At 47.4% G+C, this 24,443-nt stretch carries 23 protein-coding genes; 10 read left to right on the top strand and 13 right to left on the bottom strand.

Annotated elements, in window-relative coordinates; genetic code table 11:
* Positions 1 to 2 precede the first annotated feature (2 nt).
* Positions 3 to 485, top strand: a complete 483-nt coding sequence (locus tag OS145_RS08715) for a hypothetical protein (RefSeq protein WP_131382165.1) — start codon at positions 3 to 5, stop codon at positions 483 to 485.
* Between the two features lies 1 nt (position 486).
* Here OS145_RS08715 and OS145_RS08710 read toward each other — a convergent pair whose 3' ends face one another.
* Entirely contained in the window at positions 487 to 855 is a 369-nt protein-coding gene (locus OS145_RS08710) for a histidine triad nucleotide-binding protein (protein WP_006956003.1), read from the bottom strand.
* A gap of 65 nt (positions 856 to 920) precedes the next feature.
* Positions 921 to 1,244, bottom strand: coding sequence for a heat shock protein HspQ (hspQ, locus tag OS145_RS08705; protein ID WP_006956002.1), 324 nt, complete (start codon positions 1,242 to 1,244; stop codon positions 921 to 923).
* A 93-nt stretch (positions 1,245 to 1,337) separates the two neighbouring features.
* Between hspQ and OS145_RS08700 the strand changes: the two genes are divergently transcribed.
* The gene (locus OS145_RS08700; protein WP_006956001.1) at positions 1,338 to 1,622 is read left to right on the top strand and encodes a PilZ domain-containing protein; all 285 of its coding nucleotides are present in this window, start codon (positions 1,338 to 1,340) and stop codon (positions 1,620 to 1,622) included.
* Positions 1,623 to 1,631: 9 nt separating this feature from the next.
* Here OS145_RS08700 and metG read toward each other — a convergent pair whose 3' ends face one another.
* Positions 1,632 to 3,674, bottom strand: coding sequence for a methionine--tRNA ligase (gene metG, locus OS145_RS08695; RefSeq protein WP_006955999.1), 2,043 nt, complete (start codon positions 3,672 to 3,674; stop codon positions 1,632 to 1,634).
* An 89-nt stretch (positions 3,675 to 3,763) separates the two neighbouring features.
* Between metG and OS145_RS08690 the strand changes: the two genes are divergently transcribed.
* Positions 3,764 to 4,789 carry an Mrp/NBP35 family ATP-binding protein gene (locus tag OS145_RS08690; RefSeq protein WP_006955997.1) on the top strand — a complete coding sequence of 342 codons (1,026 nt, stop codon included), beginning with the start codon at positions 3,764 to 3,766 and terminating at the stop codon, positions 4,787 to 4,789.
* Between the two features lie 16 nt (positions 4,790 to 4,805).
* Positions 4,806 to 5,393 carry a dCTP deaminase gene (dcd, locus tag OS145_RS08685; RefSeq protein ID WP_006955996.1) on the top strand — a complete coding sequence of 196 codons (588 nt, stop codon included), beginning with the start codon at positions 4,806 to 4,808 and terminating at the stop codon, positions 5,391 to 5,393.
* Here the strand turns inward: dcd and OS145_RS08680 are convergent.
* Positions 5,390 to 6,283, bottom strand: a complete 894-nt coding sequence (locus tag OS145_RS08680; protein ID WP_006955995.1) for a gluconeogenesis factor YvcK family protein — start codon at positions 6,281 to 6,283, stop codon at positions 5,390 to 5,392. The genes dcd and OS145_RS08680 overlap by 4 nt on opposite strands.
* Positions 6,284 to 6,386: 103 nt before the next feature.
* Between OS145_RS08680 and OS145_RS08675 the strand changes: the two genes are divergently transcribed.
* The 4 genes from OS145_RS08675 (at position 6,387) to OS145_RS08660 (ending at position 10,471) form a co-directional block, all read left to right on the top strand.
* The gene (locus OS145_RS08675; RefSeq protein WP_006955994.1) at positions 6,387 to 7,784 is read left to right on the top strand and encodes a protein adenylyltransferase SelO family protein; all 1,398 of its coding nucleotides are present in this window, start codon (positions 6,387 to 6,389) and stop codon (positions 7,782 to 7,784) included.
* Positions 7,785 to 7,847: 63 nt separating this feature from the next.
* A complete protein-coding gene (locus OS145_RS08670; RefSeq protein ID WP_006955993.1) occupies positions 7,848 to 8,354 on the top strand; it encodes a DUF192 domain-containing protein in 507 nt (168 codons plus the stop codon).
* Between the two features lie 14 nt (positions 8,355 to 8,368).
* Positions 8,369 to 10,060 (top strand): M28 family metallopeptidase, encoded by a 1,692-nt coding sequence (locus tag OS145_RS08665; RefSeq protein WP_006955992.1) that lies wholly within the window; start codon positions 8,369 to 8,371, stop codon positions 10,058 to 10,060.
* A gap of 66 nt (positions 10,061 to 10,126) precedes the next feature.
* Entirely contained in the window at positions 10,127 to 10,471 is a 345-nt protein-coding gene (locus tag OS145_RS08660; protein WP_006955991.1) for a DUF2371 domain-containing protein, read from the top strand.
* 61 nt (positions 10,472 to 10,532) lie between these two features.
* Here the strand turns inward: OS145_RS08660 and OS145_RS08655 are convergent, their stop codons facing one another.
* The 3 genes from OS145_RS08655 to OS145_RS08645 all read right to left on the bottom strand — a co-directional run bounded on the left by OS145_RS08655 (position 10,533) and on the right by OS145_RS08645 (position 15,889).
* On the bottom strand, positions 10,533 to 13,634 hold the full coding sequence (locus OS145_RS08655; protein ID WP_006955990.1) for an efflux RND transporter permease subunit: 3,102 nt from the start codon (positions 13,632 to 13,634) through the stop codon (positions 10,533 to 10,535).
* A gap of 12 nt (positions 13,635 to 13,646) precedes the next feature.
* Entirely contained in the window at positions 13,647 to 14,807 is a 1,161-nt protein-coding gene (locus tag OS145_RS08650) for an efflux RND transporter periplasmic adaptor subunit (RefSeq protein WP_006955989.1), read from the bottom strand.
* A gap of 71 nt (positions 14,808 to 14,878) precedes the next feature.
* Positions 14,879 to 15,889 (bottom strand): zinc-binding alcohol dehydrogenase family protein, encoded by a 1,011-nt coding sequence (locus OS145_RS08645; RefSeq protein ID WP_006955988.1) that lies wholly within the window; start codon positions 15,887 to 15,889, stop codon positions 14,879 to 14,881.
* Between the two features lie 85 nt (positions 15,890 to 15,974).
* Between OS145_RS08645 and OS145_RS13330 the strand changes: the two genes are divergently transcribed.
* Positions 15,975 to 16,781 (top strand): hypothetical protein, encoded by an 807-nt coding sequence (locus OS145_RS13330; RefSeq protein WP_131382163.1) that lies wholly within the window; start codon positions 15,975 to 15,977, stop codon positions 16,779 to 16,781.
* Here OS145_RS13330 and OS145_RS08640 read toward each other — a convergent pair.
* From OS145_RS08640 to asnC, 6 genes are all read right to left on the bottom strand, one after another.
* Positions 16,673 to 17,689, bottom strand: coding sequence for an ArsA family ATPase (locus tag OS145_RS08640; RefSeq protein WP_006955986.1), 1,017 nt, complete (start codon positions 17,687 to 17,689; stop codon positions 16,673 to 16,675). The genes OS145_RS13330 and OS145_RS08640 overlap by 109 nt on opposite strands.
* A gap of 22 nt (positions 17,690 to 17,711) precedes the next feature.
* The gene (locus OS145_RS08635; protein WP_040488029.1) at positions 17,712 to 17,984 is read right to left on the bottom strand and encodes a cory-CC-star protein; all 273 of its coding nucleotides are present in this window, start codon (positions 17,982 to 17,984) and stop codon (positions 17,712 to 17,714) included.
* A gap of 33 nt (positions 17,985 to 18,017) precedes the next feature.
* The gene (locus tag OS145_RS08630; RefSeq protein ID WP_040488027.1) at positions 18,018 to 19,682 is read right to left on the bottom strand and encodes a carbon starvation CstA family protein; all 1,665 of its coding nucleotides are present in this window, start codon (positions 19,680 to 19,682) and stop codon (positions 18,018 to 18,020) included.
* A 104-nt stretch (positions 19,683 to 19,786) separates the two neighbouring features.
* Complete coding sequence (locus OS145_RS13210) at positions 19,787 to 19,957, bottom strand: DUF1328 family protein (RefSeq protein WP_006955983.1); 171 nt, start codon at positions 19,955 to 19,957, stop codon at positions 19,787 to 19,789.
* A gap of 133 nt (positions 19,958 to 20,090) precedes the next feature.
* Positions 20,091 to 22,715: a M14 family metallopeptidase gene (locus OS145_RS08620; protein ID WP_006955982.1), complete on the bottom strand. Its 2,625-nt coding sequence runs from the start codon at positions 22,713 to 22,715 to the stop codon at positions 20,091 to 20,093.
* Positions 22,716 to 22,819: 104 nt separating this feature from the next.
* Positions 22,820 to 23,278 (bottom strand): transcriptional regulator AsnC, encoded by a 459-nt coding sequence (asnC, locus tag OS145_RS08615; protein ID WP_006955981.1) that lies wholly within the window; start codon positions 23,276 to 23,278, stop codon positions 22,820 to 22,822.
* 164 nt (positions 23,279 to 23,442) lie between these two features.
* Between asnC and asnA the strand changes: the two genes are divergently transcribed.
* On the top strand, positions 23,443 to 24,423 hold the full coding sequence (gene asnA / locus OS145_RS08610; protein WP_006955980.1) for an aspartate--ammonia ligase: 981 nt from the start codon (positions 23,443 to 23,445) through the stop codon (positions 24,421 to 24,423).
* The last annotated feature ends 20 nt before the right edge of the window (positions 24,424 to 24,443 follow it).

Raw genomic sequence — 24,443 nt, 5'->3', positions numbered from 1 at the left:
TCGTGAGTTATCTATTAAAAATATCGTCTAATGTTGCTGCTATCGTAATATTACTTGGGTTGGTAGGGTGCGAGCCTGCCAACCAAGAGACTTATACCGATAGAATGGGGCACAAAACGAGTCAAGAAAATCAGAGTAAAATGCACGCGGCATTGAGTTTCTATTATGCGATTTATCGCGAAGGGGATATTAACAAAGCCAAGAGTTTTACAACTGATAGGCTGGCTAAGTTGTTAACCCATTATGGCTCCGCGAGCGCGATACAGCGCTATGTCCTCAATCGTTATTTTGATAGCGTAGAAATAACGATTGACCCAACATCGTTTACGCAATATTTGAACCGCGAAAATGAACAACGAGTGACATTAGTCTTCCAAGGAACTTATAACGGAGAGCAGGTTAAAGATCGGCGTGATATTGTCCTTGTCAGAGACAAAGAGGGCTGGTTAGTGGATCAAATACTTGACCCACGTTACCGACCATAATCTAGACTTGCTTGGGTGTGTCTGTGTACGGCGGCCATCCAAGTGGTTTACCTGCAAGTAGGTGCAAGTGGATATGATAAACTGATTGGCCGCCATGTTCGTTGCAGTTCATCACACAGCGGTAGCCGTCTTTTGCAAAGCCAAATTGAACCGCAAGCTTACTCGCGACCAAGTATAGATGCCCTACAAGTCCCGCATCTTCCTCTTCAATATCATTGATGGTGGCAATGGCTTTCTTTGGAATAATTAATAAGTGTACGGGGGCTTGCGGGTTGATATCTTTGAAAGCGAGCGCGTGATCATCTTCATAAACAATATCCGCAGGAATCTCGCGATTGATAATTTTGGTGAAAATCGTTTCTTCTACCATAACCTTATATCCCTTATAAGTTTGTTACCCTCATGGTACATTTAGGTCGTTGGTAGGGCAATGGATCAACTGTGTTTTTGTAAGCCGGCCAATGCGGGCGCACTAATTTGACGCAATAACGACTGGTTTACGGTTGTGCGATCAGCTAATGCGATTAAACAACTTTCAGCAACATACGTTTGAATCGATGAGTTTTTAACTAAAATAAGATACCAAGGCTGTTGCTTATCGGCGCCGGATAGAACCCGCTGTTGGTACCATTCATCGCTCAAACTAAATACTGCGTCAACATCGACAATAACACCCTCATAGCCGTATAGGCAGTGCTTTATGGGTTGCCCTAAATTAAAGGACGCTCGAACAACCGAGCTTTGTTTGTTACAGGCCACTTTTTCTCACCCTACTCGTGTAATTATATTTTCTTATCGGCAAGTCTGTGCTATTCCTGAATGTAATTAATAAAACATGATCGAGGTGCGTTCATGCATGATGACGATAAACGAAGCGACCGACGAGTACCGGTCAGAACATCGGCGACAATCGAGTTGGATGGGCGGCGAGTATCAGGCGCCTGTAGTGATTTGAGTGCACACGGTGTTCTGTTAATTTTACCTGAGCGACTGAATGTGGGAACACATTTTGATGTAGTGGTAAAAGCCGCAGGCGGCGGAATTGCAGATTTACGAGCCACCGGCATGGTCGTTCGCGTTGACGATGCCGGTGACGAAAGTTACGAACACGGATGTAAGCTCATCGATGTGTCATAACCTGACGATCTACATGACGCGCATGCCGGGTTTAGCGCCTTCGTGTGGATTTAAGATATAAATTTCATCTTTACCGGGACCGGCGGCCAGCACCATCCCCTCCGATAAACCAAAACGCATTTTACGTGGAGCCAGGTTGGCAACCATAACGGTGTGTTGGCCAATCAATTTCTCAGGTGCGTACGCCGATTTTATTCCCGCAAACACTTGGCGTTGCTCACCGCCCAAGTCCAATGTCAATTTCAGCAGTTTGTCTGCGCCTTCAACGTGCTCAGCATTAACAATCAGTGCCACGCGCAAATCAACTTTCGCGAACTCATCAAAGTTAATGGTTTCTGCAATAGGTTCTTTGGTGAGTTCGTCATTCGGCTCGGCGTGAACTGCTGGTGATTCGTTCGCCGCTTGTTGCTCTTTTGAGTCTTCTAACATCTGCTCAATATCCTTCATTTCTACGCGCTGCATTAACGCCTTAAATTTATCAATAGGATGGTTGGTTAACACTTGTTTGTGGCTATCCCACGAAAATTGGTCATTTAAGAAATGCTGAACCGACTTGGATAGTTCAGGTACTACCGGCGTTAAATAAACCATCAAGATGCGGAATAAATTGATACCAAGTGAACAAGTATCATGCACTTCACTGGCCGCATCAGGATTTTTGATCAGCTGCCATGGTTCCTTATCGGCAATGTACTGATTTGCGCGATCAGCCAGCGTCATGATCTCACGCATTGCTTTAGAGAATTCGCGCTGTTCATAGAGTTCAGCAATCTCAGTACCCGCATTTTGGAAATCTTCCAATAGAGCGGAGTCAGCAACCGATGCCGAAAGCTTCCCATCGAATTTTTTGGTAATAAAGCCGGCACAGCGACTGGCGATATTAATCACTTTGCCGACTAAGTCGGAGTTCACTCGCTGGGCGAAATCAGTCAAGTTAAGATCTAAGTCGTCAATGCGACTTGTCAGTTTGGCTGCAAAGTAATAACGCAAGTATTCTGGGTTTAAATGGTCTAAGTAGGTTCTTGCTTTGATGAAGGTCCCCTTAGATTTGGACATTTTAGTGCCGTTGACGGTGATAAAGCCGTGCGCCCAAACGTTAGTCGGTTGACGGAACTGAGCACCTTTTAGCATCGCTGGCCAGAATAAGCTATGGAAGTAAATAATGTCCTTGCCAATAAAGTGATACACTTCTGCAGTGCTATCAGCTTGCCAGTAGTCGTCCCAGTTGGCGTTGCCGGTTGTATCACAGTAGTGCTTAAAACTACTCATATAGCCAATGGGCGCATCTAGCCAGACATAAAAGTATTTATCTTCGGTGCCTGGAATTTTGAAACCAAAGTAAGGCGCATCGCGCGATATATCCCAACGCTGTAGACCTTGTTCAAACCATTCATTTAACTTATTCGCCATTTCACCCTGTAGTGAACCAGAACGCGTCCAGCTTTTCAGCATGTCGCCAAATGCAGGCAAGTCGAAAAAGTAATGTTCTGATTGGCGTAACTCGGGTGTCGCACCGGACACCACAGAACGCGGATTCTTGAGGTCTGTTGGGGCATATGTCGCACCGCAAACGTCACAATTATCGCCATACTGATCTTCAGCACCGCATTCTGGACAGTCACCCTTTACGAAGCGATCGGGTAAGAACATTTTCTTCTCAGGGTCGTACAGCTGCTCAATTACTTCAGTCTTGATATGACCGGCGTCATCAAGACGTTGGTAAATAGTTTCTGCTAACGCTTTGTTCTCTTCACTGTGGGTTGTGTAATAGTCGTCAAAGCCGATATTAAAACCCGCAAAATCTGCTTCATGCGAACGTTGCATATCGCCTATCATCTGCTCTGGCGTGATACCTAGCTGTTGCGCTTTGAGCATAATCGGCGTGCCGTGTGCGTCATCAGCGCACATATAGTGGCATTCATGACCCCGGAGTTTTTGAAAACGAACCCAAATGTCCGCTTGGATATAGCCTAAAAGATGACCAATATGAATTGGACCGTTCGCGTAGGGCAACGCGTTTGTCACCAAAATTTTACGATCAGTGTGGCTCATGCGAGAATTAGCTTCCATCAGTGTTATGATTAGATAATGCTAAATATTATCATAGGATACGCATGATACACAGAGCCAAGAGGTGGCTGATGAAGTCGTTTTCAGCAAAAAATGAACAACTGGCAGCCTTACTGTCTGATTTAGCCCATCCTGCCTGCGAACACGGTATTCCAACCGATTGGTTATGCATCGATCATGACGCGCAGGCAGTCGAGTTAACGTTTCCTTTCGCGATTGAAAAGTCATCGTTATTGAACGCTATCAATGATGACGCTGAATTAAGAACGTGGACATGGACTATTAAATTCCAGGTGCAACGGCTCGCCAACAGCAAACCTGACCAACCCATGAAAACCGGCAATGTTATTGTGGTATCGTCTGGCAAAGGTGGTGTTGGGAAGTCATCCGTGAGCGCATCCTTAGGCATTGCGCTCAGTCGGATGGGTGCGCGTGTTGGGCTGCTCGATGCTGATATTTATGGACCCTCAATACCCACGATGTTGGGTCAGCCGGATCATAAGCTAGAAGTAAAAAACGATAAGTTTCAGCCTATTCAGTATGAAGACCTAGTCGCCAATTCGATTGGCTATCTAGTCGATGATAACGACGCCACTATTTGGCGTGGACCGATGGCCAGTCGGGCGTTACAACAGTTGTTTAACGACACTGATTGGGGCTTATTGGACTATTTGATCGTTGATATGCCACCCGGTACAGGCGATATTCAACTGACGATGGCGCAACAATTACCCGTTACAGGAGCGGTGGTTGTTACAACGCCACAGAATGTCGCACTTAAAGATGCCGAAAAAGGTGTCGGCATGTTTGAGCGCCTTGAGATACCCTTGATTGGTGTCCTAGAAAACATGAGTTATTTTGAGTGCGGTCATTGTGGTACGCAGTCGCATTTGTTTGGACAAGGCGGCGGATTAAAGCTGGCTCATCGCCATGCTGTCGCCGAACTAGGTCAATGGCCATTGACGCCGGAATTTGGCGCGCAACTGGACGCATTACAAAAGCAACATCAATTAGAATTGACAGAAATTCAGCGGCATACCGCTCAACGAGTAGTAGCAGAGCTTTATTATCTGAAGTCGCATTCGGCGAAAAATTAAGTAAAAAGGGGATGTTATGCGCTTAACGGATCGTGAAATAGAAAATGCCTTAGCCGAGGGTCGAATCGGTATCGAGCCTGCTCCAAGCAAGCAGAACATCTCGGGGGTCACGCTCGATATTCACCTCGGTAGTGAATTTCGTGTGTTGCAGGATCACGCTGCAGCATATATTGATATCAGTGGCTCGCGTGCAGATATTGAGGCGGCTATCCATGAAGTCATGAGTGATGAGATTAAACTAAAGCCCGATCAAGCGTTTTTTATCCATCCCGGTGAGTTTGCTTTGGCGGTTACCTACGAATCGATTCATTTGCCGGATGACATGGTAGGTTGGCTTGATGGACGCTCTTCGCTCGCGCGTTTGGGGTTGATGGTACATGTTACCGCGCATCGCATTGATCCCGGTTGGAAAGGGCAAATTGTATTGGAGTTCTATAATGGTGGGAAGTTGCCGTTAGCGCTGCGTCCGGGAATGAAGATTGGCGCGATCAGCTTTGAACAATTGAGCGGCCCTTGCGAACGCCCTTATAACAAGCGCGCAGATGCTAAATATAAAGATCAACAAGGGGCTGTCGCCTCGAGGATTTCAGCTGATGGCGGCTAAGCCGCCGTTCTGAGATGACCGAGTAATTGTTCAAGTTGAGCTAATAAAACGCCAGTATCGTGCCGATAGTAGACGTCTTTATCCGGTGTCAACTCACCGAGTTGCGGAATCGTGAGTGAAGCATCATGGAAGTTAGTTAATACGGCATCGACTACTGGCGCACCCACATGATGTTCCAAAAATCGTAATTTTTCACTCACGCACAACGACCCTGCAGGACCTTTCTCATGTGCGAGGTTATCAATAAATACGACGTAAGCCTGTGTGTTGGCGAGTGCGTGAGCAATTTGCGGCACCAATAGCGGTGGTAATACCGAGGTTAGAAAGCTCCCCGGTCCCAGAATCACCAACTCACTTTTGCTTATATGACGAACGACCTCAGGTGTTGCTACCGCATTATTCGTCAGTTTCAAAGAACGTGGTAATTGCGGCAAGCTATCGATTAGAATTTCACCGTGGCATTCCATGTTATCGTGCGTCAGTGCCATAAGATCCGTTGGGCATTCCGACATGGGAAGTAACCGGGTGTCAACGTTTAACAATCGGCTAAGCAAGCGAATTCCATCGGAGGGCCGGGCACTGACTTGATCGAGTGTGTGTAGAAGCAAATTACCAAAGTTATGACCTGCGAGCGGGTCTTCGCCAGTAAAGCGGTAATTAAGTACCTGAGCGGCTAAGGGTTGTTCAACTAATTGCGACAAGCAATTACGAATATCGCCCCACGCGATACAATCATGAGATTGACGCAAAAGACCGGTCGCACCGCCGTTGTCTGTTGTGGTCACTACCCCGACTAGGCGATGTTTTAAAAACCTTAATGACGAAAGTACACGGCCCAAACCATGGCCGCCGCCAATGGCAGTAACGCGTTTCAGCGTTGAAAGTTGCATTGAATTAACCCAGCAGTGGTATGATGCATGATAAAAGAATATGTAAAACGATAGCGCATTTAATCTCAAATGCGCAAGTCTGATAGCATTCGCAGGGAGTTTTATGAGTTTAGTGCTAAGCCAACAGTACGCCGAAACATTCCCCAACTTGGTCAGTCAGCATCGAGTGAAGCCCCTTGATAGCGCGCGAATTAGGCTGTTCAATCAATCACTTGCGACTGAGTTCGGCTTAGCTGATAGAACGGTCAACGCGCTTCGTGAGTGGTGTTTAGGTAATGTAGCGCAAGTGGGTCATGCGCAGAAATATGTTGGGCATCAATTCGGTGTGTTTAATCCAGATTTGGGTGACGGGCGTGGTGTATTGCTCGGCGAACTGTCAAATAAAGCCGGTGAGTTAAGCGATTTGCATCTTAAAGGCGCGGGACCGACGGCTTACAGCCGAGGCGGTGATGGTCGTGCAGTTTTGCGCTCCAGTCTGCGCGAGTATTTTGCTAGCGAAACATTACACCATTGGAACATTGCGACGACCCGTGCACTTGCCTTAGTCAGCTCGCACCAGGGGATACAACGCGAACGCATAGAGCCCGGGGCAATGTTAGCACGCGTTGCTAAAACTCATGTGAGATTTGGCCATTTCGAATACTGCTATAGCGAACGTTTGGTCTCTGAGCAAAAGCAACTTTGGCAACATGTCATGCAGCGCTGTTGGCCAGCACTTGTTGACGCTGAGCCGGTTGAGCAGTTTCGTGCAGTGGTTAAAGCGACCGCTGAGATGATTGCGGACTGGCAGGCGTTCGGTTTTATTCATGGCGTGATGAATACGGATAATATGAGTATCTGTGGCGAGACCTTTGATTTTGGCCCGTATACGGTATTCGATACCTTTATTCCTCAACAAATTTTTAATCACACCGACCAACGCGGTCGTTATAGTTTTCTGCGCCAACCGAGCGTTGGTCTATGGAATTTACAACGACTGAGCCAAGCACTTTCGCTGATATTTCCTGTTGATGCGTTGGCGCCTGTTTTAAATGACTACGAGGATTTCTTGCAACAGTACTATCTGAAGCGAATGAGAAAGCGCTTAGGTCTTGCGCCCGGCGACGATGCTGATGCCTTTAAACTGGTCGGGGAATGGATGGGTCTCATGCAACGCTTTGAGTGGGACTTCCAAGGCAGCTTTATCATGTTGCAAAACATCTTAAGGGGCGAGCAAGCTATGCCGAATGATACACTTTTCAAAGCGTGGTATGACAATTACATGGGCTATAACGAACGACAACCCGAGTTGAGTACTATGGCTCAGTCTAATCCTCATGTTTCGTTACGTAATCATCATCTTGTTGAGGTCATTACACAGGCAGAGCAGGGCAATTGGGCGCCTGCGGAAAGCTATTTGGCGGCACTTACCGGAGAGCCTTTAAGCGCTGAAGAACTCGGTCATTGGCAGCAACCACCGATGGAAGGCGAACAGGTCAATTCACTGTCGTGTTCGAGCTAGCAGCATTGCGCTTTGCAGCGGGATAGGACACAATCAAGGGGTTACATCTAAGGACGATGAATCATGATTAAAGTAGCATTGATAGGCTGGTTAAGTGCGCTGAGCGTAAGTGCAGTAGCGCAACAGTGGTCGGTACCCGAACCACAAAATTTTGAACAAGGGCACGTGTGTCTCGAAGGCGTTGAACAGCCCATTACGGTAGAATTTGCGGACTCAATGGCTCAGCAGGCACGCGGCTTAATGCAGCGTACGGAACTGGGTGAGTACTCGGGGATGTTGTTTCGCTATCCGAATCAACGCCCGGGCGGATCGGGTTTTTGGATGTACCAAACCCTTATTCCACTTGATATTGCCTATTTAGCAAAGGATGGCAGTATCGTAAAAACGTTTACGATGATGCCGTGTGGTAGTGATGACCCACGTCTGTGTCGCAGTTATGCACCCGGAGAGCCTTATTACAACGTGCTTGAGCTGAACGCCGGTTTCTTAGCTAAACATGATATCCGAATGGGCGATCGTGTGCATATCAATCCACCGCTCAACGAAAATGAGCAGTGTCAAAATAACTAAAAAGGGGAGAAGCGATGAAACCACTGATCATAAGCGCGGTGGCATTAGCCGTGCTCACAGCGTGTGGTCCGCAGCAGTCGCAAGATACGTCAGCAGCGGAACAAACCAAGGTTGATAAGCAACCCGCTGATTTGAAAGGGTCAGCATTTAATCCTAATTTTCGGGATTACCTAAAAACGATTTCGTCAGACGAATTTGAAGGACGCGAACCTGCATCTGCGGGGGAAGAAAAGGTCGTATCATTTATTGAAAACCACTTCCGTGAGTGGGGCTTAAAGCCAATTGACAAGGAAAACAATAGTTATCGTCAACCGTTTCCACTGGTCAAGATCATGCCGTACAAAGTCAGTGATATGACCTTTAGCGGTGACAACGCGCCTGAAGCCATGAAGTATCGTACTGAGATGATGGCTTGGACTATGCAGGTCACAGATGAAGTAGATCTGAGTGACAGCGACATGGTGTTTGTCGGCTACGGTATCGTGGCACCCGAATATGACTGGAATGATTATGAGGGTCTCGACGTTGAAGGTAAGACCGTGGTGATGTTTGTCAACGATCCCGGCTACGCGACACAAGATCCTGAGCTCTTTAACGGTAATGCGATGACCTATTATGGTCGTTGGACCTATAAATATGAAGAAGCTGCACGTCAAGGCGCGGCGGGTGCTTTGATTATTCATGAAACGGGTCCAGCCGGTTACGGTTGGGGCGTTGTTGCAGGTGGTTCGCCCGTGCGTTTCGACTTAAAACGCGAGAACAACAATATGGATCGCGCTAAAATCGAAGGTTGGATTACCAAAGACAGTGCCGAAAAGCTGTTCGCAAAACAAGGTATGACGCTTGAAGATGCGCGGCAAAAAGCCTTAAGTGATGACTTCGAAGCGATGCCGTTAAACGCGCAAGCATCGGTATCGGTTAAAAATAAGTTTGAGTTCTTAGATACCAATAATGTTGTGGGTTATATCGAAGGAACCAAATATCCGGAAGAACATGTCATTTATATGGCGCACCATGATCACCTAGGCACGGATCCAGTGCGAGAAGATGATCCCATTTATAATGGTGCGCAGGACAATGCGTCTGGCACAGCGGGCTTACTCGCCATTGCTGAAAAATTCGCACAACAACCTGCGCCGGAGCGTTCTATCGTATTTGCAGCGGTTGGCGCCGAAGAGAGCGGCTTGTTAGGTTCAGCGTGGTACGCCGATCATCCATTGTTCCCCCTTGCAAAAGCGGTCGGTGGCATCAATATGGATGTTATGAACGTTTATGGTCCTATGAAAGACCTCGTGGTCATTGGGTACGGGAACTCAGAAATGGATGAATATGTACAACCGTTTCTTGAGGAGCAAGGTCGTTATTTAACCCCTAATCCGACACCGGAAGCAGGCTTCTTTTATCGCTCAGATCATTTCAATTTGGCGAAAAAAGGTGTACCGATGCTGTACGCCGAAGGTGGTAATGACCATATCACGAAAGGTAAAGAGTGGACTGAAGAGCAACGTGCTAAGTATGTCGCTGAGGCGTATCACAAGCCAGCCGATGAATATAACCCGGACTGGGACTTACGAGGAACGCAACAGGATTTATCAGCGTTCTATCAGTTAGGGCGTTCGTTGGCAAACTCACGCGACTGGCCGCAATGGGCTGAGGGTAATGAGTTTGAAGCGATACGTAAAGAAACCGAAGAGCAGCGTAAGTAATCTGTTTACAGGCGGAACGGATTGTTAACGGTGTTGTCCTAATTACTAGAGGATTGAGGAGTACCTATGAATCAGTACAAAAACCGAATCTATGTCCGCCAAGCTAACTCGGGCGGTAGTGTAGTGGGCCGAATACTCGGCATCATTATGCTACTTGCCATCGTCGGTTTCTCGATTGCTTTTGGCTTAATCGTTCTTGCTGTGGGCTTTGTCTTGTTGATACCGGTGATGTGGAAGCAACGCCATGCGATTAAGCAAATGTGGCAAATGCGAAAGCAAGCCAAACAGCAGTTTGAGCAACAACGGCAAGCACAGCAAGAAGCAGAGCGTCATTACTCTGAACGAAATAGTGAAGGCTCAGTTATTGACGGTGAATATAAAGATTTATCTGATAAAAACGATAAATCTTAATTCTTCGTGTATAAAAAAAGCCCAGCTACTGTAGCTGGGCTTTTTTGTGTCTTGGGAATTATTACTCTTCCTGCTGCTTAGGTGGGAACACCTTGCGAACAGTGTAGAAGAATAACGGCACGAAGAAGATGGCCAGTATCGTACCACCTAGCATCCCCCCGATGACACTCGTACCGATGGCGTTACGACTTGCAGCACCTGCACCCGAGCTCAGCGCTAATGGCATGACACCAAAGATAAACGCGAGTGATGTCATAAGTATCGGACGCAGACGTAAGCGAACGGCTTCGAGTGTCGCTTCCAACAGGTCTTTACCTTGCTCTTGTAAGTCCTTGGCAAACTCAACAATCAAGATAGCGTTACGCGCCGACACACCAACGGTTGTCAACAAGCCAACTTGGAAGTAAACATCGTTTTGAATACCGCGCAGCATCGTTGCGATGACGGCACCTAAAATACCCAAAGGTACGACCAACATGACTGAGAATGGAATCGACCAACTCTCATATAGTGCGGCTAAGCACAGGAATACGACAAAGATCGAAATCGTATACAGAATAGGGGCAAAGTCACCCGACTGCTGTTCCTGCAACGACGTACCCGTCCATTCATAGCCAATGCCGTTAGGTAGTTTACTGATCAATTGCTCCATCGCCATCATAGCCTCGCCTGATGAGTAGCCAGGCGCTGCTTGGCCTTGGATCTCCATCGCCGAGACCCCGTTGTAGCTCTCAATACGCTGTGGACCATAGGTCCATTCCCAGCTAGCAAAAGAGCTGAACGGTACCATGTCGCCTTGGTTATTGCGGACATACCATTCGCTCACGTCTTCTGGCAACATGCGCGCATCGGCTTCACCTTGCAAGTAAACGCGCTTAACGCGACCACGGTCAATAAAGTCATTGATGTAAGATGAACCCCAAGCCGCACTGAGCGTGTTGTTGATGTTTTCAATGGTGAGACCTAGCGCAGTGGCTTTCTCATAGTCCACATCAACTTTAAGTTGCGGCGCATCTTCCAAACCGTTAGGACGAACTTGTTGCAGCATCGGGTTCTGTGATGCCATACCGAGCAACTGGTTACGCGCATCAAGCAACGCTTGGTGGCCTAAGTTACCGCGGTCTTGCAAGTACAAGTTAAAGCCAGTGGCGGTACCTAACTCTGGAATAGGAGGGAGGTTGAAGGCAAAGATCATGGCTTCTTTAACACTGGCAAAGAAACCAAATGCACGACCAATCACATCTGTCACGTCTTGGCTTTCGTTTCGTTCACTCCAATCTTTCAAACGCACGAAAGCAATACCGTTGTTTTGACTACGACCGGAGAAGCTAAAACCAACCACTGAGAATACCGACTGGACGGCGTCTTCTTCGTTGAGGTAATAGTTTTCGATACGATCCATCACGGCAACCGACTGCTCCATTGTAGAGCCGACGGGTAATTGCATTTGAGTGAGGAATACGCCGCGATCTTCATCCGGTAAGAAAGCCGATGGTAAGCGAGTAAATAAGAACGCTAATACGGCAACTAAGCCAAGATAGAGAACACCAACACGGATACTGCGGCGCAGAATGCCATGCACACTGTCGCGATATTTGATGGTGGCTTTTTGCAATGTGCGGTTAAACCAGCCTAGTGGTCCCCAGCCGCCATTCTCTTTCTTTTTCACTGGCTTGAGCAACGTAGCACATAGCGCAGGAGAGAAGATAATTGCGACCATTACCGAGAGACTCATCGACGTGATGATGGTCAATGAGAATTGACGATAAACCGCCCCTGTTGCACCCGGGAAAAATGCCATCGGTGCAAATACAGCGGCCATGACCACACCAATTGCCACTAACGCGCCGGTGATTTGTCCCATCGACTTAATGGTGGCTTGTTTGGGTGACAAACCTTCTTCAGACATGAGTCGTTCAACGTTTTCCACCACAACGATGGCATCGTCTACCAGCAAGCCAATCGATAACACCATACCAAACATAGTCAGGGTATTGATTGAGAAGCCAGCAAGCGCCATGACGCCCATGGTACCCAGAATAACCACCGGAATCGCAAGGGTAGGGATGAGGGTTGCTCGTAAGTTCTGTAAGAAGACAAACATCAACACAAATACGAGAATGATGGCTTCAATCAGTACCCGAGCCACTTCGCTTATCGAGATCTTAATAAATGGTGTGGTGTCATACGCCGTCACCATTTTCATCCCATCAGGGAAGTAGGGTTCTAGCTCAGCAACGGTTTGCTTAACGGCTTCAGCTGTTGCCAACGCATTGGCGCCGGTTTGTAACTGAATCGCCAAGCCAGTGGCAGGCTTACCATTATAGTTTGCTTGAATGGCATAGTTTTCTGCACCGAGTTCAACACGCGCGACATCTTTCAAACGGACCTGCGAACCATCGGGAAGCACTTTAAGAAGAATATTCTCGAATTGATCCGGTTCTGACATTCGCGTCTGAGCAATGATCGTTGCGTTTAAGCGTTGTCCCTCAACTGCGGGGGCGCCACCTAATTGACCTGCGGCTACCTGAGCGTTCTGAGCGCGAATAGCGGACTGCAGTTCAGCAATAGTCATATTGTAATTGACTAACGCATCGGGTTTCACCCAAATACGCATCGCATAAGGCGCACCAAAGATTTGCACGTTACCCACACCCTCGGTCCGAGACACGGCATCTTGGACATTGGAGGCGAGGTAATCGCTCAAGTCTGTTTGTTCATAACGGTCATCTTCAGCCACCATGGCTAAAACCATCAAGAAAGAACTGCTGGATTTACTAACAGTAATACCTTGCTGCTGCACTTCTTGCGGTAACTGAGGCGTCGCTTGAGATAGCTTATTCTGCACTTGAACCTGTGCAATATCCGGGTCAGTACCCGAGGCAAAGGTTAAGCTTACTGTAGCACTACCGGCGTTACTCTGTGACGAGAAATACAGCAGGTTATCAACGCCTGTCATATTTTGCTCAATCACCTTAGTTACCGTATTGGACACGGTCTCGGCGTTAGCGCCTGGATAGTTAACTTGGATTTCTACCGCAGGTGGTGCAATGGTTGGGTACTGCGCAATAGGGAGCTGAATCAAAGAGATCGTCCCCGCGAGCATCACCAATATTGCAATCACCCACGCAAATATGGGTCGATTTATAAAAAACTTGGCCATTCTGTCGTTCCCTTATTTGGAAGCTGGCTGTTGACCTTGTGACACAGTCACTTGTGCACCGGGTCTAATTTTCTGAAGGCCGGCGGTGACAATACGGTCACCGGCGTTGAGCCCGTCGCTAATTAACCACTCGTTGTCGATAGCACGTGCGGTGGTCACCATACGTTGCTCGACTTTATTTTCATCATTAATCAGCATGACATAAGGACGGCCGCGGACGTCGCGTGTAACTGCCTCTTGTGGAACCAAAATAGCGTTATTCAAGGTACCTTCGCTGACCTTCGCACGTACGAACATGCCTGGGTATAAGTTATTCTCCGGGTTAGGGAATTCAGCGCGGAGCAAAATCGCGCCTGTGTCTTGGTCAACGCTAACCTCAGAGAACAGCAGTTCACCTTGAGTTTGGTAGTCTAAACCGTTCAAACTCAGTGACACGGGGGCGTTACCATTTTTATTTGCCTCAATACGGCCCGATTCAATTTCTGCCTTGAGCTCGAGGAACTCGCGGCTTGACTGATTGATGTCGACGTATATCGGGTCAAGCTGATTGATGGTCACCAAGGGCGTGCTTTGCGAAGCTGTCACCAAAGCGCCTTCGGTAACATTAGAACGTCCAACAATCCCGGTTATAGGCGCTTTAACCTTGGTGTATTCCAAGTTGATTTTGGCGCGTTTGAGCTGAGCTTCTGCTAGCGCAAGAGCGGCTTTGTTTTGTAAATACGTCGCTTCAGCCGAATCAAATTCATCTTGACTCACAGCCTTATCTGCAAGCAGTTCTTTTAAACGCTTCTGACGTAATTCTGACACTTTAAGTGCGGCTTTAGCGCTTTCAAAATCGGCTTGAGCACTGGCGACCTCAGCCTGATAAATGGCTGGGTCGATTTGGTATAACTGCTGACCTTTTTCGACTTTTGTGCCTTCCACAAACTTACGTTCAAGCAGCACGCCGCTCACCTGCGGACGCACTTCCGCCACGCGATAGGCAGAGGTACGGCCGGGCAATTCGTTTTGAATTTCGACAGACTGCGTTTTGATGGTTAACGCTTCAACTGGCACCGCTTGTTGTTGTCCACCTTGAGCAGCGGCTTGCTGCTCATCACTACACCCGTAAAGGGTAGCGGAGGTGAGGGCAACAGCGAGCACCGCTGCAATAGGAGTATTCCGCTTTTTCATGAACGACCTCTAGTCATAACTATTATCATTTAACGTTTTTATTATACATACATGCTTGTATGTTTGTAAATTTAATATGCGACGGGTAGCACGATCTTGCCGATAGCTTTTCCCGATTCAAGCAGTTGATGTGCTTGTTTCAGTGTGCTTGCCGACATTGCGTTTAAGCGTGTGCCCTCGGTTGAGCGGATTTGACCGTTGTTTATAAGCTCTGATACTTGATTCAAAATATCTCGTTGAGCGCTGATATCAGCGGTTTCAAAAAGTGAACGTGTGTACATAAACTCCCAGTGTAAGCTGATACTCTTTTGCTTGAGTAAGCGGATATCTAAAGCATCCTCTGGATCATCAATGATGCCGATACGGCCTTGCGGGGCTATTACTTCGGTTGCCGTTTCAAAGTAGTCGCCACTGTGGGTCAGCAGGGCAATATCCGTAGGTTGTGGTAAGCCTTCGAGCTGCTGTTTGATATCGCCATGATGATTAATCACATAATCGGCGCCGAGTTGTTTTACCCATGCTTGTGTTTCGTCTCGCGACGCAGTAGCAATCACGGTGACATCGGTCAATTGTTTGAGTAACTGGATCATGATCGAACCGACTCCGCCGGCGCCGCCAAATATAAGTACACAGCGCTGCTCATGTACTGATGGGTGATTTAATTGCAGACGGTCAAAACTAAGTTCCCACGCGGTCAGTGAGGTTAAAGGGAGCGCTGCTGCCGCGAGATCATCGAGTGATTGTGGAGCGTGACCGACAATACGGTAATCAACGCAGTGATATTCCGCATTACAGCCTGGCTTGCTAATGTCGCCAGCATAGTACACACGATCACCGATTTCGAAGCCACTTACGTGTTTCCCTTTATTTTCGACAATACCTACAGCATCCCACCCAAGAACTTTATAATCATCCGCTTGTCCGATACGCATGCGGATTTTGGTATCTACAGGATTAACAGCGACGGCGGTTACTTTTATTAAAAGTTCGTTGTCACCCACACTTGGCTTTGGGATTTCGATATCAACAAGCGCCTCTTGTTCGGTGATGGGGAGTGATTTTTTCACGCCAACGGCTTTCATCTGGTTTCTCCTTTTCGAGTAAGTGTGGTACACAATATGACTATACTACGTGGATTTTTCATTTTTGATTATTAACGAGAGAACAATGAATCATAAGCTATTCGTTTTATTACTAACTTTAGTCCCTTTGTTGGCGACAGCCCAAACGTCAGACGCCAACCAAGATGCTAAAGAAGCACAAATTATCAAAACCATTGAGGACTTACGCGCACAGCGTGGTGTCGAGTTTAATTATCATCGTGAATCAAAAGTTGGTGATACGACACGAGTCGAAGAGTATCTAGGTGCCAACGAAGACGGCTATCGCTGGCAGCTCGTCAGTGAAAATCAACAAGCGCCGAGCAAAGAGCGACTTGAAGAATATCGTCAAATGCGTGTCACAGAAGCGAAGGCGCGTGCACAAGAAGAGGGACCTAGCCAATCACTCGCCGACTTAATTATTATTGATTCGCTCGAATTTATTGGCGAATCGGTTGAAAATGGTCAGTCCGTTTGGCAATTCTCGTTTAAACCCAAGCTTGATGACTTTTCTGAATTTGCCGATGAAATTGAAGCGCGCATCACCTATTTACCCAAAACTGATTTACTGCAGCGCATTGCATTAAAAAATAAAAATGAATTTTCGCCTGCGACTTCCGTAACCGTCGAAGATTTCTCAATGGAAATTGAATTTCAGCGTTTTGCTGATGCCTATACCGTGCCAGTAAGCATGAAACAAAATGCCCAAGGGTCCTATTTGTTTTTTAAAGACTTCCATGACCAAACCTCGCGCACGTATTCAGATTACTCCTTGGTACCGAGTGCGGACGAAAGTAATGATGAAAACGAGCTGAGCGCGGCTAAACCTTGTGGATCTTCAGATAGTAAAGGCAGTCGTACCAGTTCGTGTTGAGCAAAGGTCTTATCAATTTCCTCAAGATAGGCAGCTTCTTGGACACGTCGTTTGGCAAGAAAAGCACCATCGGCGTCTTCAGGGAGCACGCGATTGACAAAAATACCACCGACAGGTAAGTGCTCAGCGCGCAACGCTTTCATAGCACGCTCAGTTTCTTGTATCGGCAAGCGTTCTGGCGTCATGACAAATACAATAGCGGTATGCTCAGCATCTTGTAATACACGGCGAGTACGTTGAAATAAGCGTTGCCGATTCAGCAATTGTTCGCTTACTGCCTTGCTGCGTTCAGATAAACCATCACTGGCATGTTGGTCAGGGTTGGCCATTGGGTTATGGACATCTTTGCCGGACTTCGGCGATAGATGCTTAAGCACCCCCTCAAACTCCTCTGAGCGGTTCTGCGAACGCAACATACCCTGTGTCCAAGCTGCCATGGCTTCCGGTAGCGTCAGTAAACGTAAGGTGTGGCCTGTTGGTGCCGTATCAAAAATCAATAGATCGTAGTCACGCTCCGATTCATCAATCAGTTTCGCAATACGCTCGAGGAGGGCAGCTTCCTGAGCCCCAGGGGATTGCTTCGATAAGCGCATCTGGCGTTCAACTTCAGGAAATAAATCAGGGTTGGTAAAGCGTTTCATTTGCTGCGTGACACGGTCAATGTGCGCGTTGACTTCACGATCAGGGTCGATTTCGAGTGCGGTGACACGCTCGCTAATTGGCGTGAACTTATCACCAATTTTTACATCAAAAGCGTCCGCGAGACTGTGTGCTGGATCCGTTGAAACAACAAGAACGTGTTTACCTTGCTGAGCGGCGAGCAGGGCAAGAGATGCCGAGACTGTGGTTTTTCCGACCCCACCTTTACCGCCGACCAATACTACTTTACGGTCGAGAATCGACTTCATAAAGACACCTTAAAGTCGTGGGCTAACAGCAGCGGAAATGATCCAGAGGTGAGTGTTCCATTCCCATGCGTTGATGCCAATCATGAAAACGCTCCAGCATTAATGGCTGGAGCTCTAAAGTGTAATAGGATGCGGGGTTAGGAACCCCCATCATTTCGGAGAAGACCAGCATCATGAACAAATCATCTTCGTCACGCTTGGCGCGAGCGATCGCTGACCGATAGGGGGCGTTGTAAAACTCGTTTACCAGTTCACCCGCACGGCTCAACCACTGTTGAATCGATTTAATGTTCATGTTGCGCATGGTCTTACTCCTTAAAGTCTCTCACTAAGACTTCTGCTCTTTCTTAAGGTTCGATAGTGCCGACGTGGCCTCTAGAGCGATCCATACAGCGGCAATCAGTACCACAATATCTAAACCGAATAAGAACCAGTTCTCTTCCATGTAGAAACCTTTTAACTGAATGAACAGCGCGAACACTGTCATAATCAGCAAGAAAATCAACGGCAGTAATGTCACGTACATTGGACGACCTAACCGTACCAACATGACTGTGATAACCATCAAGGTCAAGCCTGCAAGTAATTGGTTAGTGGTACCAAACAGCGGCCAAATCGCTAAGCCACCTGAACCGTCTGATCCCGCACCAAAGGCGAGTGCTACACATGAAATGACCGCCAACAATGTCGCAGGCAACGCTTTCTGCATCCAAGAAATATTATAGATGTTACCCCATTCTTGGAAGATATAACGCTGTAGACGCAAACCGGTATCCATAGTGGTACCCGCAAACAAAACCGCCATCACTGTAAGCAAAGTTTCAGCAATTTCATTATCAAGACCGACACCTTGGCTGATAATATTCGCGCCACCCTCTACGAAGGCCGCTACACCACCTTGCCCGAAGGAGCTGTAAACAGCTTCCCAGTCGGCTAATGTCGCAAAGCCAGCACATGCTGCGATAATGGTCGCAAGTGAGAGCGAGCCTTCACCAATTGCACCGAAGTAACCCACAAAACGCAGGTCAGTTTCTTTATCCAGTTGCTTAGATGTCGTGCCTGAAGCGACCAAACCGTGGAAGCCGGAAATCGCACCACAAGCAATGGTAACAAACAACAGAGGCAACATTGACGGCGTATTTTCTGGCAAATTGGTATTGAATGCTGGAGCGGTCATGTCTGGACCTAGCAATAGAACCGCAGCATACAGCAGGATCAGACCGATAAACAGTTGCAGACCGTTGATATAATCGCGCGGCTGTAACAGCATCCAAACGGGAAGCAACGACGCAATGGCAGCATAACCAAATAAAATAAGAACCCAACTTGCGTTGTCTGTCAGACCGCCCATTGTTTCTGGCAGAGATAATGGCGCGGAAGGACCCGCCCAAATCAGTAAATAGAGTGCAACAACGCCTAAGATTGAGACAGTACCGAGCCCCATCCATTTACGGAAAATAATCTGACCGATGATTAACGCAACGAAAATTGCGCCCCAAACAGGAATAACAGAGCTTGGAAATTTCACCAAGAGGCCAGAGATAGCCGTGGCAAATACCGCGTTGACCATGAGCAGCACAAGGAAGATAACGATCATGAACAGCGTCTGTGCGCGCTTGCTGACCACGTCACCTGTTAAGCTACCCATTGATTTGGCTTTATTTCGGTTACTTGCCCAAATCGCACCTGCGTCGTGAACACCGGCAAAGAAGATGGTGCCAAAGATGACCCACAGGAATGCAGGCACCCAGCCCCAAATCACCGCGATAGCAGGACCAATAATCGGTGCTGCGCCGGCTACGGAAGTAAAGTGGTGACCCCAAAGTACATACTTATTAGTTGGGACAAAGTCCACACCGTCTTCAAATTCATGAGCGGGTGTTTTGAAATTTGGGTCTAGCTTGTAGATCTTCTCAGCGACGAATTTTGAATAAAATACGTAGCCCAAGAACATCGCAGCTAGACCCAATAGCATCACGAATATTGCATTCATGGATGAAGCCTCTTGTTGTGGTTGATTTTGAGATTCGCTACCCATTGTAGCGCAAATTCAACCCCAACAGGCATGCGACTAACGTCTAATAGACGTCATATCAGTTATCGACGTCGTTTTCCAAGCAGTCCCATGATAATAGAAATAGCGAAAAGAATAATGAAGATGTAAAAGATAATCTTCGCGATTTCAGCGGCCGCACCGGCAATACCACCAAATCCAAACACCGCTGCCACGACGGCAATGACCAGAAAAATCAGAACCCAACGTAACATAATGTCTCCTTATTTTTTTAAAGGTTCACTATTACGTTAGTCGTAAATTGAACGGTTGGATCAAAATTTTAGAAAAAAAGCCGTCATATTTTTCATATGACGGCTCATCGGTAACGCTATAAAAGCTGACTGATTAATGTGCAGCGGCTGCCTCGTCGGCGGCTGCTTTATCCTTGATAGGATCCGCATAGGCTTCAATAGCCGGTGCTAAATAAATCGCGTTACTCAATAGCTTTGCCGTGCCCCAGAAAAACGCACGGAAATTAACGTTGTCGGCAAACCCAATGACACGGCCTTCACCTAAGCGGTGTGCGGCAATGTTAGTTTTACCGGCTAACACCGCTTGGTTGCGCTTGTCTGCATAACCACTGAGTAGCGGCTGGTCACTGTATTGAGCGACACTGACAAAGGGGCTTTGTGGAGCCTCCATCGCATTCAACTCGTCTTTAAACACGGGCATGCTGCGATGAGGGAAGCCAAACATTAATGGGTTTTGCGGATCAATGTCCATTTGGAAAATAGCGCCTGCGATACGGCGTTGTGCATAGTAACTATCGCGGTCTTTATAAGTCAGGCCTGCGGTTGAAAACGCATCACTAAACGTTTTGTCTTCAACAAACTGAGTGTAGAGTAAGCCATGGCGACTCATCCATTCAGCGCCACCTTGTTGGCCAATTAATACACCGCCTCGACGCACCCAATCAGTTAACCGCGCTATTTCGCCGTCAGAAAGCGTGTAATAGCTACCATCCACCAAAATGATGTGGCTGTAGCGGTTTAAGTCAACGCGACTGATACGGTCGGTATCGACCATCGATAGTGGAAGACCTACGTGGCGATCGAGGTAATACCATGCTTCACCCGCTTCATAAAGGTTCACACCATCGCCCGTCAGCATCATTACGCTGGGTTCTTTTACCGGCTGAATATTGCGACTACCTAAATCGATACCTTTGGGCGTGAGACCGGTTTTTACCGAGTAAACGGTAACATTTTGTTGCTCAGCGATATTTTTAACCGCCGCGACTACATTCGACCAGTCTTGATTTTGGTAAGCGCGCGTTACAACCACCGAACCAGCGGATAAGTTAGCCGTCTTACCATTTAGTGTCGGTAGGTGCAAAGGTTTAAAACTCTGACGTGCGTGGACACCTTGTTCTAACAATGCTTGCAGCATCGCAGGGGCCTTGTAATCATACCAATCAAACGCTAATGCGTACGCGTTGGCGTTGATAGATACGGCATCACGCTGTGGTGCATTCCACGCCGTATCATCAAGGCTGATACGGCCACGGTAAGTCGTGAACTGCGTGTTAAATGCCATTGGCAAAGTCCAGCCAGATACGTCATAAAACGTATTGTCTGGGAAATCTTTTCGCGTGCTGAAGATGGCATGAATCAGACCGTACTGCGCTTGCTCGGCAGGGATGAAGTAACTCAAGCCTGCTTTAAACCGCTTGTTGTTAGTTTCAACATCACGTTCTACACGATAACCGTCGATACCATGTTGTTTAAGCAACTCAACGAGTCCGCTAAGACGGTTTACATCATTCGCACCAATCAGGTAGCCATCAAAATTCGCATCGTCACCCGCTTCCATAGCGTCGTCATAAACACGTTCTTGGAAGTCAATAAAACGTTTTTTATTCGCATGAGCGCCATAGAGCGTGCTCAGCGATGTGATGAACTGGTTGCGAATGGTAAACGGGAAGCTGACTTCACCATTAACTGAGTCTTGCAGGTGGCCGCGGCTCGATGCTTGTTCGAATAACACGCCCACAGCGCCTTGAATATCGGGATAAGTCGATCCTTTGCCGTAGTAAAAGTCGTCAAACGACTCTTCCGTGTAATAGAGGTTGCCCAGGTTATCTAACGAGTCGGCATGGGCCGCCGCCAAAATTTCAGTAAGACGCACGTTTTCATCCGGTGTTAACGGGTTCTTGCGCGAAGGGATACCGGGTTGAAAGAAAAACGTGCTGTTCGTGCCCATTTCGTGAAAGTCAGTTAGAACGTTGGGTTTCCATTTCTGGAAGTTGGCGATACGAGCCTGTGACTCTGGGTGTTGTAGCAATAACCAGTCGCGATTGAGATCGAACCAATAGTGGTTTACACGACCACGGACAAACGGTTGGACGTGTTCACGAGACTGCGGATCGGCAACGAGGTTTTTGCTGCGGTGTTGGTTTGCCCACTGTGCAAAACGTGCCAGTCCGTCAGGGTTAAGTGATGGATCAAGCAGTACAACGGTGTCTTGTAATGCTTTATCGAGCGCCGGGTTTTGAGCCGCAGCCAGGTAATAAGCAAACAGCAGGGCCGCATTTGAGCCACTCGATTCATCACCGTGAATGCTGTAACCCATATACAGAACTAACGGCGTATTGTCGTCCGCATCACGATTAGGATCTGCGGCCGCCAAATGCTGTTCGCGCACCGCATCGATGTTTTTTTGATTGTCGGGCGATGTGATGGTTAATAGCAACAAGGGACGCTGTTCATGAGTACGTCCAGTTTCTTCAATCGTGATGCGATCAGATGACTCTGCCAACTGATACATATATTGTACGATTTGATCATGGCGCACATGCCATTCACCGACTTGATAGCCGAGGGCTTCTTCAGGGGTCGGAACCGCAGGATCATACTGCACATCTTGAGGAAGGTAGTAATCCAATTTAACGGGGTCGGCTTGCGCCACACTCACGGTAGAACTGAGTAATGCGACGCCCGCCAAGCAAGTCCTTAGCGCGTTTTTCAGCATTTGTTATACTCCTAGTTGTTTTAATACAACTAGACTAACAGAAATCCTACTTTTGCGGCACGGCTTTCGTTTAACCGTATAAAAGATGCCATTAACATCGTAAATCACGGCTTAACTTGCCTCGCTATCGGTTGTTGCAACGAAATCCAGGTGTCGGTTGCTTGTACCTCTTTGATGACCTGAATTCGATTGATCAGAATATCTTGTAAATCCTCAATTGAGCGCGTCATCAGCTTTGCAAAGATATTGTAGTGACCCGTCGTGTAATGCGCTTCGGTGATAGCGTCGACATGAGCAAGTTTCTCGATTGCTAACGGATAATCGCCAGCTGTTGTTAGTGTTATTCCAATGAAGCAACAGACGTCGTACCCCAATTTTTTGGGATCAATGGCGAGCCGCGTGCCTTTGATTATGCCCAGCTTACGCATTTTCTCAACGCGGACATGAACGGTCGCGGTACTTACTTTTTGAGTTGTCGCCATGGTTGCATACGACACCCGCGCATCATTGAGTAATGTTTCTAGGATAAATTTATCGAGATTATCTAATTTATAATTTTTCATGTTAATCAGGCTTATTTATTGGATTTAATTTAAATATATCTTCATTTAAGTAGAAATTATTTTTTAGTTTAGCATAAATGAATAAATACTATTGAGTTTTTGCTCTCTTCCATGGTTTTCTGTTTCTACAGTCATCACGCAATTAATCGATTCAGGAGTACTTTATGTGGGAAGGGTATTTGGCAAAACAACAAAAAATTGACTTCATAAAACGCGAGTTTCTCTCTCGGCTATGTCGGCAGATGCAGTTAGTTAAATGTGAAGGACCATTACTGACAGAGCAGGGAACGGGGTTACAAGACGATCTATCGGGTATCGAACGCCCCGTTGAGGTCAAGGTTTCGGCACTGCCAGACAAACAATATCAAGTGGTACACTCGCTCGCTAAGTGGAAACGTCAGCTACTCGCTGATTATCAAGCACCGGTGGGTCAAGGTATTGTAGTAACTATGTCGGCGCTAAGACCGGATGAAGAAACGCTCGATGAAACGCATTCAGTATTTGTTGACCAATGGGACTGGGAAAAAGTGATTGCTGAAGAGCAGCGCAGCATTCAGTACCTTAAACAGCAGGTACAACTTATCTATGCAGCGCTTACGGCAACAGAGGGTAAATTGCGAGCAATTTACGGGGGGCTGTCTATCCTGCCGCGGCAATTGACCTTTATTAGTAGTGAGACGCTGCGCGCGGAATACCCCGAGCTAACAGCTAAGCAACGAGAAAACAAAATTACTGAAGCGCACGGTGCTGTGTTTGTTTACGGTATTGGCGCACCACTTAGCGATGGTAAAAAGCATGATGAACGCGCGCCTGATTATGATGATTGGAGCACGCAAACTGAACACTTCGGTACAGGCTTGAACGGTGATTTGTTGGTATGGAGCCCTAAGCTACAAAAAGCGATTGAGCTTAGCTCAATGGGCATACGTGTTGATGCAGCGGCGCTTAAAAAGCAACTCGAACTGACCGAACAGACAGATCGTTTAAAACTGGCTTGGCATCAACGTTTAGCTGCGGGTGAACTGCCATTGACCATCGGCGGTGGCATCGGACAGTCTCGAGTGGTGATGCTACTTTTACAAGCGGACCATATTGCACAAGTGCAATGCGGTGTATGGCAACCCGGCATCCAAGAAGCACTTTAATACGTATGTGAGTGCTGGAT

Origin of the sequence: Idiomarina baltica OS145 (assembly GCF_000152885.1) — a bacterium.
Classification (GTDB): Bacteria; Pseudomonadota; Gammaproteobacteria; order Enterobacterales; family Alteromonadaceae; genus Idiomarina; species Idiomarina baltica.
This window is presented reverse-complemented; position numbering and strand designations above follow the sequence as displayed.

Coding starts and splice junctions, on each gene's coding strand:
- OS145_RS08700 (WP_006956001.1), top strand. CDS start 1,338: ATGCATGATGACGATAAACGAAGCGACCGACGAGTACCGGTCAGAACA.
- OS145_RS08675 (WP_006955994.1), top strand. CDS start 6,387: ATGAGTTTAGTGCTAAGCCAACAGTACGCCGAAACATTCCCCAACTTG.
- OS145_RS08690 (WP_006955997.1), top strand. CDS start 3,764: ATGAAGTCGTTTTCAGCAAAAAATGAACAACTGGCAGCCTTACTGTCT.
- OS145_RS08680 (WP_006955995.1), bottom strand. CDS start 6,283: ATGCAACTTTCAACGCTGAAACGCGTTACTGCCATTGGCGGCGGCCAT.
- OS145_RS08645 (WP_006955988.1), bottom strand. CDS start 15,889: ATGAAAGCCGTTGGCGTGAAAAAATCACTCCCCATCACCGAACAAGAG.
- OS145_RS08665 (WP_006955992.1), top strand. CDS start 8,369: ATGAAACCACTGATCATAAGCGCGGTGGCATTAGCCGTGCTCACAGCG.
- OS145_RS13330 (WP_131382163.1), top strand. CDS start 15,975: ATGAATCATAAGCTATTCGTTTTATTACTAACTTTAGTCCCTTTGTTG.
- OS145_RS08620 (WP_006955982.1), bottom strand. CDS start 22,715: ATGCTGAAAAACGCGCTAAGGACTTGCTTGGCGGGCGTCGCATTACTC.
- OS145_RS13210 (WP_006955983.1), bottom strand. CDS start 19,957: ATGTTACGTTGGGTTCTGATTTTTCTGGTCATTGCCGTCGTGGCAGCG.
- OS145_RS08640 (WP_006955986.1), bottom strand. CDS start 17,689: ATGAAGTCGATTCTCGACCGTAAAGTAGTATTGGTCGGCGGTAAAGGT.
- OS145_RS08635 (WP_040488029.1), bottom strand. CDS start 17,984: ATGAACATTAAATCGATTCAACAGTGGTTGAGCCGTGCGGGTGAACTG.
- OS145_RS08710 (WP_006956003.1), bottom strand. CDS start 855: ATGGTAGAAGAAACGATTTTCACCAAAATTATCAATCGCGAGATTCCT.
- OS145_RS08660 (WP_006955991.1), top strand. CDS start 10,127: ATGAATCAGTACAAAAACCGAATCTATGTCCGCCAAGCTAACTCGGGC.
- metG (WP_006955999.1), bottom strand. CDS start 3,674: ATGAGCCACACTGATCGTAAAATTTTGGTGACAAACGCGTTGCCCTAC.
- asnC (WP_006955981.1), bottom strand. CDS start 23,278: ATGAAAAATTATAAATTAGATAATCTCGATAAATTTATCCTAGAAACA.
- OS145_RS08655 (WP_006955990.1), bottom strand. CDS start 13,634: ATGGCCAAGTTTTTTATAAATCGACCCATATTTGCGTGGGTGATTGCA.
- OS145_RS08670 (WP_006955993.1), top strand. CDS start 7,848: ATGATTAAAGTAGCATTGATAGGCTGGTTAAGTGCGCTGAGCGTAAGT.
- asnA (WP_006955980.1), top strand. CDS start 23,443: ATGTGGGAAGGGTATTTGGCAAAACAACAAAAAATTGACTTCATAAAA.
- OS145_RS08650 (WP_006955989.1), bottom strand. CDS start 14,807: ATGAAAAAGCGGAATACTCCTATTGCAGCGGTGCTCGCTGTTGCCCTC.
- OS145_RS08630 (WP_040488027.1), bottom strand. CDS start 19,682: ATGAATGCAATATTCGTGATGCTATTGGGTCTAGCTGCGATGTTCTTG.
- dcd (WP_006955996.1), top strand. CDS start 4,806: ATGCGCTTAACGGATCGTGAAATAGAAAATGCCTTAGCCGAGGGTCGA.